At 67.6% G+C, this 9,822-nt stretch carries 10 protein-coding genes; 7 read left to right on the top strand and 3 right to left on the bottom strand.

Annotated features, from left to right (window positions below):
- The first annotated feature begins 819 nt into the window (after positions 1-819).
- Together ACFU4Z_RS36405 and ACFU4Z_RS36400 are read left to right on the top strand one after the other, a co-directional pair.
- On the top strand, positions 820-1,977 hold the full coding sequence (locus ACFU4Z_RS36405) for a DNA recombination protein RmuC (protein WP_379072900.1): 1,158 nt from the start codon (positions 820-822) through the stop codon (positions 1,975-1,977).
- A 58-nt stretch (positions 1,978-2,035) separates the two neighbouring features.
- On the top strand, positions 2,036-2,959 hold the full coding sequence (locus ACFU4Z_RS36400; RefSeq protein WP_379072897.1) for a DUF6542 domain-containing protein: 924 nt from the start codon (positions 2,036-2,038) through the stop codon (positions 2,957-2,959).
- A 58-nt stretch (positions 2,960-3,017) separates the two neighbouring features.
- Here ACFU4Z_RS36400 and ACFU4Z_RS36395 read toward each other — a convergent pair whose 3' ends face one another.
- Positions 3,018-4,028 carry a 4-hydroxy-3-methylbut-2-enyl diphosphate reductase gene (locus tag ACFU4Z_RS36395; protein ID WP_379072895.1) on the bottom strand — a complete coding sequence of 337 codons (1,011 nt, stop codon included), beginning with the start codon at positions 4,026-4,028 and terminating at the stop codon, positions 3,018-3,020.
- Positions 4,029-4,226: 198 nt separating this feature from the next.
- On the opposite strand from ACFU4Z_RS36395, the gene ACFU4Z_RS36390 reads away from it, so the two are divergent.
- The 4 genes from ACFU4Z_RS36390 to ACFU4Z_RS36375 are packed head-to-tail and all read left to right on the top strand — an operon-like array spanning position 4,227 to position 6,822.
- Positions 4,227-4,853, top strand: coding sequence for a lipid droplet-associated protein (locus ACFU4Z_RS36390; protein ID WP_379072892.1), 627 nt, complete (start codon positions 4,227-4,229; stop codon positions 4,851-4,853).
- A 35-nt stretch (positions 4,854-4,888) separates the two neighbouring features.
- Positions 4,889-6,214, top strand: coding sequence for an exodeoxyribonuclease VII large subunit (xseA, locus tag ACFU4Z_RS36385; protein ID WP_379072903.1), 1,326 nt, complete (start codon positions 4,889-4,891; stop codon positions 6,212-6,214).
- Positions 6,211-6,462 carry an exodeoxyribonuclease VII small subunit gene (locus tag ACFU4Z_RS36380; RefSeq protein ID WP_379072890.1) on the top strand — a complete coding sequence of 84 codons (252 nt, stop codon included), beginning with the start codon at positions 6,211-6,213 and terminating at the stop codon, positions 6,460-6,462. The genes xseA and ACFU4Z_RS36380 overlap by 4 nt, the downstream gene beginning before the upstream one ends.
- Positions 6,463-6,477: 15 nt before the next feature.
- Complete coding sequence (locus ACFU4Z_RS36375; RefSeq protein WP_379072887.1) at positions 6,478-6,822, top strand: VOC family protein; 345 nt, start codon at positions 6,478-6,480, stop codon at positions 6,820-6,822.
- A 106-nt stretch (positions 6,823-6,928) separates the two neighbouring features.
- Here ACFU4Z_RS36375 and ACFU4Z_RS36370 read toward each other — a convergent pair whose 3' ends face one another.
- A complete protein-coding gene (locus ACFU4Z_RS36370) occupies positions 6,929-7,432 on the bottom strand; it encodes a GNAT family N-acetyltransferase (protein WP_379072883.1) in 504 nt (167 codons plus the stop codon).
- Positions 7,433-7,689: 257 nt separating this feature from the next.
- Positions 7,690-8,256 (bottom strand): DUF4245 domain-containing protein, encoded by a 567-nt coding sequence (locus ACFU4Z_RS36365; protein ID WP_379072879.1) that lies wholly within the window; start codon positions 8,254-8,256, stop codon positions 7,690-7,692.
- A 133-nt stretch (positions 8,257-8,389) separates the two neighbouring features.
- On the opposite strand from ACFU4Z_RS36365, the gene glpX reads away from it, so the two are divergent.
- Positions 8,390-9,433, top strand: coding sequence for a class II fructose-bisphosphatase (gene glpX / locus ACFU4Z_RS36360; protein WP_379072876.1), 1,044 nt, complete (start codon positions 8,390-8,392; stop codon positions 9,431-9,433).
- Positions 9,434-9,822: the final 389 nt, after the last annotated feature.

Raw genomic sequence — 9,822 nt, 5'->3', positions numbered from 1 at the left:
ACGGCTCGGAAGCGAGACGGGCCGCGAACTCTAGGGCTCGGTCTCGCTTCGCTCGGAAGGTGTCATCGTGCCGAGTGGGGGCGTTGGTGGCTGAGGTTGCGACCCTGGTCGATGCGCTTCGGCTGTTGTGGAGGCGAGACGGGCCGTGAACGCTGGTGCTTGGGTCTCGCTTCGCTCGGAAGGTGTCATCGTGCCTAGTGGGCGCGTCAGTGGGGATCGTGTGACTTGCTTGTCTGCGCTTCGCAGTGTTGTGGGGAGGTAGGGCGGGCTACGAACGCTGGTGCTGGGTCTCGTCGTAGTGCCGAGTTGGGGGCGTCGGTGGTGGGCGTGGGTTTCGGGTCGGCGATTGGGCTCCGCAGGGGTGGGGTGGCGGTGAACTGGGGTGGTGGGTCTTGCTGCGCTCGAAAGGCGTCATCGTGCGGAGTCGGTGCGTCGGGAGGGACTTGCGGGTTTGGTGGATGCTCTGTGGCGGTTGTAGAGGTGGGACGGGCCGCGGACGCTGGGGCTGGGCTCGCCAGGCTCGGAGGGGTCACCGTACCGAGGGTGTGTCGAGGGGGATGATCGCGACTTCGGTGGATGCGCCTGCGGCGCGGAGGGCGGGGAGCGGCGCTTGTGCGACTCGGTTCTTGGTGGTTTCGGGTGTTGACGGTGTGGGCCGCACTCGATGTCACTCGATCGCCCTGTGCGGTTTGCTGAGCTTGCCGAGGCAAGCAGCTGCGCAGGCTGTCCGTGCGGTTCCACGGCTGTTTGCCGAGGTGCTGCTGTCCGGTAGCTCGGCGGATTAGTTTCTTGTCGGTGGAGTGCGGCACTATCTGCGCTATGACCGCACCGATGCTCGTCGCACTGATGCTGGTGTTCGCCGCGGGGGTCGGCCTCGGCTGGCTCGGGCATGCGGCGCGCGGGGGGCATCGGGCGACGGCCGCGGAGGCGAGATTGGCGGCGGCCACCGATAACGAACGGTTGCTACGGCAGTCGCTCACTGCGGCCAACGAGGATGCGGCGCGCAGGCATTCGCATGCCATCGGCGCGATGGTCGATCCGTTGCGCGAGGCGGTCGGCGCGCTGAATCAGCACATCCAGCAGGTCGAGCATCATCGCATCAATGCCTATTCCAGCCTGCGCGAACAGGTTGCGGGCATGCAGCGCACCTCACACCAGCTCACCAGCCAGACCAGCCAGCTCGTCGCGGCGTTGCGCGCGCCGCAGGTGCGCGGGCGGTGGGGCGAGATCCAATTGGAGCGAGTGGTCGAGCTGGCAGGCATGAGCAGGCACTGCGATTTCGACACCCAGGTGACCAGGGCCACACGCGGCGACGAGACTTCCGAACGAACCGCGATGGTCCGACCCGACCTGGTGGTCCACCTGGCGGGCAACCGGCAGATCGTCGTGGACGCCAAGGTGCCGTTCACCGCCTATCTCGACGCGACCACGACCGACGATCCCGACGTGCGCGCCGAACTGCTCGGCAGGCATGCCAAGCATCTGCGCTCCCACATCGATCAACTGGCCGACAAGGCATATTGGACGGCATTCGATCCGACTCCGGAGTTCGTCGTGTTGTTCGTGCCGGGTGACCCTTTCCTCGATGCCGCGCTGACCACCGATTCCGGACTGCTGGAGTACGCGTTCGGCCGCAACGTGATCCTCGCAACGCCGACGACATTGATCGCTTTGCTGCGCACGGTCGCGTTCAGCTGGCGGCAAGAGGCATTGTCCCGGGACATGGCAACCGTTCAGCAATTGGGTAGGGAGCTGTACGCCCGCCTCGGCATGACCGGCAAGCATCTGGACCGGCTCGGCGCGCAACTCGGTAAGGCCGTGGACGCTTTCAACTACACCGTCGCATCCGTGGAGTCGCGGGTGATGGTCACCGCACGGAAATTGCACGACCTGGAAATCGCAGAGCACGAGGTGCCAGCAATCCATCGAGTGGATTCCCGGCCGCGCGCGGTGGGCTTCGCCGACGCCGGCGATTAGCCCGGACAACGGCCGTGCCGTAACGCCACCGAGCGTGGCGGCAGTTAGTGTTCATAGCGTGGCTGCTTCCCAACGTGTGCAATCCCGGGTGCCCGCGCCGCATCGTTCGATCCTGCCGTCGGTCCCGGGCATCCCGGCCGGCGCAGCGGTCCTGATCGCGGTCGCCAGCACGTTTCTGGGGTTCCTTATCGATGCCAGCGGCGAGGGCGGCGAGCTGACCGGCACGTTCGCCACGCTGTATGTGGTCGGCTGCGTGGTCGCGGTACTCGCCGTGCGCTACCGCGGTCTGTTCACCACGATGGTGTCGCCGCCGCTGCTGCTGTTCGTTTCGGTGCCGCTGGCCTATCAGCAGCTGACCGGGCGCGAATCGACCTCGATCAAGGACATCCTGCTCAATCTGGCGATCCCGTTGGTGAACAGGTTCCCAACGATGGCAATTGCCACGCTGCTCGTTCTGGCGATCGGCGCGGGCCGGATCCTGCTGCACCGGCGCGAAGCAACCTCCGAGCGCACCGACGACGTCAGGCGCGGCACGAGCTGGGGCCGCAGCGCACCGAAACGCCCACGAACCGGTACGTCCGCGAGCACCCTGGCCGAATCCACTCGCCGCCGGGTCAAGCGCGCCCAGCCCGACCCCGACGACCTCGACGACGATGACGACGATGACGACGATGACGACGATGATGACGCAGCGCCGCGAATCCGCAGGCGCTCCGGCGCGCAAGTGGCCGATACGCCGCCGCGGCTGGCCGGGACCGCCGAAGAACCCGGGGCCGACGACCGTCCCACCGCCAAATATCCCCGCGGCACCCGTGGCCCAGCCCGGCCCACCGCCGCGATGCCGCGCGCAGGCGCCGAGCCGAGCCGCAGGTCGGGAGCTCGTGGGCGCGCCGAGCTACCGCCGCCGCATCCGCAGCCCAATGTCCGCTACCGCGAACGTGATCCGAGCAGGACCGAACGGCGCAAGCCGGAGAACATGTAGCTACGACCGTGCCCGCCGCCGACAACAGCCCGGGCGACCGTGATCGGTGCGACAGTGCTCAGTTCCGAGTGGTGCGCAACTCCCGCGGCAACGAGAACACCAGCGTCTCGTTGGCGGTGGTGACCGGCTGCACATCGGCGAAGCCGTGCTCGGCCAGCATGTCCAGCACACCGCGGACCAGGATTTCCGGCACCGAGGCGCCAGAGGTGATACCGACGGTCCGTACGCCCTCCAGCCACGCCGGATCCACTTCACGGGCGTAGTCGACCAGGTAGGAAGCCTTGGCGCCGGCGCCGAGGGCCACCTCGACCAGCCGCACCGAGTTCGACGAATTACGCGAGCCGACCACGATCACCAGATCGCACTCCGGCGCCATCGCCTTGACCGCGACCTGACGGTTCTGGGTGGCGTAGCAGATGTCGTCGCTCGGCGGATCCTGCAGCGAGGGGAACCGCTCGCGCAGCCGCTTGACCGTCTCCATCGTCTCGTCGACGCTGAGTGTGGTCTGCGACAGCCAGATGACCTTGGACTCGTCGCGGACTGTGACGCGATCCACCGAATCGGGACCGTCCACCAGCTGCACATGATCGGGGGCCTCCCCCGCGGTGCCCTCGACTTCCTCGTGACCTTCGTGGCCGATCAGCAGGATGTCGTAGTCGTCGCGGGCGAAGCGCTTGGCTTCCTGATGCACCTTGGTCACCAACGGGCAGGTCGCATCGATGGTGTGCAGATTGCGCGCTGCCGCCGACTCGTGCACCGCGGGCGAGACACCGTGCGCGGAGAACACCACGACCGCGCCCTCCGGCACCTCGTCGGTCTCGTCGACGAAGACGACGCCCTGCTCACGCAGTGTTTCCACGACGTGCCGGTTGTGCACGATCTCCTTGCGCACATAGATCGGCGCACCGTGCTTCTCTAAGCTCTTCTCCACCGTTTCCACCGCGCGGTCAACGCCGGCGCAGTACCCACGAGGCTCCGCGAGTAGGACCCGCTTTCCGCCGTCGGCATCGGCAGATCCGGAACCGGCCGAGCGGGCGATTCCGAGGTTCAAGGATATGGCCGAAGACATGCCGTTCAGCTTACGTGCGCCGGACGAATCGATCAGCGGCCGGTCACCGCCGCGACGCCATGGTGCGGAACAATATGGGTGACGTCCGGACATCCGTCTGGGACGAATCGACCGGAATGGTGGTGGATGGCGGTGCCGGACGGTGACACATACGCATCTGTTCTTTGCATAACAACCCGCTTCGGGCAGGCTAGGACCATGTTCCGACCACCATTCCTGGCCCGCGTCGCCGCCGGTGCGGCCGTTTACGCCATCGAAGAAACCCGTCGGCTACCCACGGCGGCAATGAATCTCCCGATCACCGCGATCAGCCAGATGTTGCAGACCACGATGCACATCCAGCAGTTCGTGACCAGCCTCGCTCTCAAGGGCGACGCGGTCTTCGAGCAGTTGACCAATAGCCCCGTGGAACAACCCGAGTGGGCCACGTTCGACGAGGACGAGGCGCCCGAGCAAACTCCCGGCTCCGATACCCCCGCCACCGCACGGTCCAGCCGTTTCGACCTGTACACCGCCGAGGAACCCGCCGAATACCGGTCCAACGGCCACAACTCCGCCGTGCAGACCCTCATCGAACCGGAAGTCGCCGAGCAGGAAACCCCCGCACTCTTCGACACCGACGAGCCCGAGCCGGAGATCGCCGAACCGGAAGTCGCCACCCGCTACGACTACGCCACCATGACCCTGGCCCAGCTACGCGCCCGCCTGCGCATGCTCACCGTCGAGGATCTGAGCGCGCTGCTGGATTACGAGCAGCAGACTCGCGCCCGCGCGCCGTTCATCACCATGCTGACGAACCGGATCGCTACCGTGCGGGCCCAGTGACCGAACCCCCGACGTCTTCGTCGACGGTTGGCCGGGTGTCCTCCGGCCAACCGGACCGTCCGGCCGATTCGGCCAAAGCCGCGCAGGCCAATTCCGCCGAGCAACCGTGGCCGGTGCGTTCGGTGGCCATCAAGGTCGCGCAATGGATCGATCGGCTCGGCAGTATCTGGGTCGAGGGCCAGATCACCCAGATCAATCTGCGCCCCGGCACCCGCACCGCGTTCCTGGTTTTGCGCGATCCGTCCGCCGACATGTCGTTGTCGGTGACCTGCGACCCCGACCTCATCCGCACATCGCCTGTCCCGCTGCAAGAAGGCAGCAGGGTGGTGGTCTACGGCAAGCTTTCGTTCTTCACCGGCCGCGGCACAGTGTCGTTGCGCGTCATCGAGATTCGCCCGGTCGGCATCGGTGAGCTGCTGGCACGCATCGAACGCCTCAAGGCGCTGCTCGCCGCCGAGGGCCTGTTCGATGCCCGGCTGAAGCGACCGATCCCATTTCTGCCCAAGACCGTCGGACTCATCACCGGCCGGGCCAGCGCCGCCGAACGTGATGTGCTCACCGTGGCCCGTAATCGTTGGCCCGCGGTGCATTTCGAGATCCGCAATACCGCGGTGCAGGGCCCGACCGCGGTGCCGCAAATGCTGGAGGCGCTGGCCGAGCTCGACCGCGACCCAGCTGTCGAGGTGATCGTGCTCGCCCGCGGCGGCGGCAGCGTCGAGGATCTGCTGGCCTTCTCCGACGAGGCGCTGTGCCGCGCGATCGTCGCCGCGACCACCCCGATCGTCAGCGCGATCGGCCACGAACCCGACAACCCGCTCAGCGATCTGGTCGCCGACCTGCGCGCGGCCACCCCCACCGACGCCGCCAAGCGCATCGTGCCCGACGCCGCCGCCGAGCTGGCCGGTGTGCGCGATATGCGAGCCCGCTCGGCCGCCGCGCTGCGTGGCTGGGTCGACCGTGAGGCCAGGGCGCTGGTACAGCTGCGTTCCCGGCCGGTGCTCGCCGATCCGCTGCGCGAACTCGAACGCCGCTATGAAGAAGTCGAACGACTGCGCACCGCAACCAGGCGCACCGCCGAACATCTGATCCGCGCCGAAGCCACGGCGACGCGCCATCTGCGCGAGAAGTTGACCGCGGTAGGCCCGGCCGCGACGCTGGCCCGTGGCTACGCTGTCGTGCAGCGCGTGAACGGTAAGGAGCGGCATGTGGTGCGCTCGATCGACGACGCGCCCGCGGGCAGTCAGCTGCGTATCCGCGTCGCCGACGGCGCCGTGACCGCCGCCGCGCTCGGCACCCAACAGCTCGGCGCCCGAACAGTGGACGCCGAGCCCACCGAAAACATCGAAGCAGGGAGAAAATGACCGTGGCCGACTCCGGCAAGGACGCCGACACCGAGCTGGCCGAGATCGCCGCCTTCGGCTATGAACGCGCCCGCGACGAACTGGTCAACGTCGTGAAGATGCTCGAGCAGGGCGGTATGGACCTCGACGATTCGCTGGCCCTGTGGGAGCGCGGCGAGGCACTCGCCAACCGCTGCGAGGAGCATCTCGCCGGCGCGCGCAAGCGCGTCGAGGACGCATTGTCCCGATCCGAGGCCGAGTCCGAATAAGCCCGAGGAGCCGTAGTGACCATTCGTCGCGCCACCCCCGACATTCGCACCGACGACATGGAGAGCAGCCGTGAGTTCTACAAGCTGCTCGGCTTCGAAGAGGCCATGGATCTCGGCTGGGTGGTGACGATGGCCTCGCCCTCCAACCCGACCGCCCAGGTCCTGCTCGTCGGCCCGGAAGCCGAACAGCCGCAACCCGATATGAGCGTCGAGGTCGACGATGTCGACGCCGTGCACGACGACATGGTCGCCGCGGGCGCCGACATCGTGTACGCCCTGCGCGACGAACCATGGGGCGTGCGCCGCTTTTTCGTCCGCGACCCGAGCGGCACCATCGTCAACGTGGTGAACCACCGCTGAGGGACCGGTCCCCCGCTCGGCCTACCCTCGCGGTCCGGTGTGCACGGCAGCGCGACCGGCGCGCGGTTCGCGTGGTGCGCACCCGCCCCACGCGCCGGTCCAGGCGTCAGTCCGCCGCGCTGACGCGGAAGCGGGCCTTGTCGTCTGCCGTGGCCCAATGCTGGAATCCGGCCTTCTCCAGCACGCGAATCGAGGCCGGGTTCGACAGCTCCACATTCGCGTACACGGTGTGCACTTCCGTTGTGGTCAGCGCGAATTCGGCGAGGGCGCTGGTCGACTCGGTCGCGTACCCGCGATTTTGCCGCGAGCCGACGACGCCGTATCCGATCTCCAGCGCACCGTCCACCGGCGGCCAGAACAAGCCGAGCGAGCCGACGACGAGGCCGGTGTCCCGTTCGATGATCTGGCGGTGGCCGTATTCGGTCAACCAGCCGGGATACTCCGCGATGAGGGAGACGATGACGCGGTCGCCCTCGGCGGGGAAGTCCGCGGCCCAGTGGTCGAGTCGGCGGCCGTCCTGTACGGCGGCCACCTCATCGGCGGTCCACGACCGCAGCACCAGGCGATCGGTGATCAAGTCGGAATCGGCGGTCGAGATTTGGCGAGACATGGGGACATTCCTGACTATCGGAAGAGTCCGGCCTGCGAGCGAATTCGAGATTCAGCGGCGAGCAGACCGGATGCGGGCATGCGGAAGACGGCTACCGACAGCCATATTCATCAAACCTCCGCCCAACCTGGTCCTCGCGTGTCTCGCGCCATGGCCACCGTAGCGACCACACCCGATTCTCGGCAACGTGCACAACCACCGACAGACGTGGGGTGACGCCTCAGCGCTTCAACACTTCCGCGCCGTAGCTCAGCACTTCAGCGGCGCAGCGGCTCGGCGGCGGCGACGGCAGCGGCCAGTGTCCGGAAAGCGGCCTCGTTGCCCGCGCCGGTGACGAGCACGCGCGACTGACCGAGATCGGCGATCCACGCCGTCTCTTCAGTTGGCTCGGTGTAGACGATCCACTTCTGGTCACCGACCTGTTCGGTGCCGCTGGCGTAGCGCGAACCGAGCACGAAACGCGACAGCGACTCCTCGGTCGCGTTGCTCTGACTCATGCGCATATAGGTGCCCTGCGGGGTGAGGTAGCCCACCGTGCTGACGGGTCCGCCGCCGTTGCTCGTGATGGTGTCGCGGCTGCCGGAGTTGGGCGTCCAGCCCGCGGGCAGGCCCGGATTCCGGATCGGGAAAGGCAGGGTGCGGGCGTCCGCGGTCAACGCGGCGGTGACGTCGAAGTGCGGGATCTGCCCTTGCGTCGGGCCCTTGGCCGCGAAGCTGCACTGGCTTGCCAACCCGGCGAAAACCACGGCGATCAGTACCAACGGGAGCAGCGACCAGAGCAGATCCCGGTAGTCGTTGAGAATGCGTGGCTTTTGGTACGACACGCTCCCAGTATCCACGCACCCTCCGGCAGGCTCGACCACAGGTGGCCCTGGGCCGGTACGGGTGTACCTGATCGAGAACGTCCATGCTTCTGAGACAATCACTCCTAGCAACGACCGTAGGAGGCACACCGTAATGACGGCATCTTCGCCCGCACCCAGCCGCCGCGAGGCGCCGGACCGCAACCTCGCGCTCGAACTGGTCCGGGTCACCGAGGCCGGTGCGATGGCCGCGGGTCGCTGGGTCGGCCGTGGTGACAAGGAGGGCGGCGACGGCGCGGCCGTCGACGCCATGCGGCAGCTGGTCAGCTCCGTTTCCATGCGCGGCATCGTGGTCATCGGCGAGGGCGAGAAGGACGAAGCGCCGATGCTGTACAACGGTGAGCTGGTCGGCGACGGCACCGGTCCCGAGGTGGACTTCGCGGTCGACCCGGTCGACGGCACCACACTGATGTCGAAGGGCTCGCCGGGCGCCATCGCCGTGCTCGCGGTCGCCGATCGCGGCGCGATGTTCGATCCGTCCGCGGTGTTCTACATGCGCAAGATCGCGGTCGGCCCCGACGCCGCCCACGTGATCGATATCTCCGCGCCGATCGGCGAGAACATCCGCAGGGTCGCGAAGGCCAAGGGCCTGCTGAAGTCCGACCTGACCGTGTGCATCCTGGACCGGCCTCGGCACGCCGAGCTGATCCAGGAGGTCCGCGACGCGGGCGCCCGTATCCGGCTGATCTCCGACGGCGACGTCGCGGGCGCCATCGCCGCCGCGCGACCCGATTCCGGAACCGACATCCTGGTCGGCATCGGCGGCACCCCCGAGGGCATCATCGCCGCCGCCGCCATGCGCTGTATGGGCGGTGAACTGCAGGGCATGCTGGCGCCCACCGACGACGCCGAGCGGCAGAAGGCTCTCGACGCCGGACACGATCTGGACCGGGTGCTGACCACCGAGGATCTGGTGGCAGGCGACAACGTCTTCTTCTGCGCCACCGGCGTCACCGACGGCGACCTGCTGCGCGGCGTCCGCTACTACGGCGGCGGGGCATCCACCCACTCGATCGTCATGCGCTCCAAGTCGGGCACCGTCCGCATGATCGACGCATACCACCGCCTCACCAAGCTGCGCGAATACTCCTCGGTCGACTTCATCGGCGACGAGGACGCGAACCCGCCACTACCCTGACGGGCCGCTGACCCGATCAATCCTGGACCGCCGACCACCCCCATGTGCGCGGCGGTCCAGTCGCATTTCCCCGGCTCACATGGCCGACCTCGAGGTCGGCGGCATCACCACCACCCCACCCACTCGGCACGATGACACCCTCCAGCGCAGCGAGACCCAGCACCAGCGTTCACGGCCCGTCTCGCCTCCACAACAGCCGAAGCGCATCGACCAAGGTCGCAACCTCAGCAACCAACGCCCCCACTCGGCACGATGACACCTTCCGAGCGAAGCGAGACCCAGCACCAGAGTTCGCGGCCCGTCTCGCCTGCACAACAGCCGAAGCGCATCGACCAAGGTCGCAAGCTCAGCTACCCACGCCCCCACTCGGCACGATGATGTCTTCCGAG

This window comes from Nocardia sp. NPDC057440 (genome assembly GCF_042802915.1).
GTDB lineage: Bacteria > Actinomycetota > Actinomycetes > Mycobacteriales > Mycobacteriaceae > Nocardia.
Note: the sequence above shows the minus strand (reverse complement) of the source record. Positions and strands in the feature narration are given on the sequence as shown.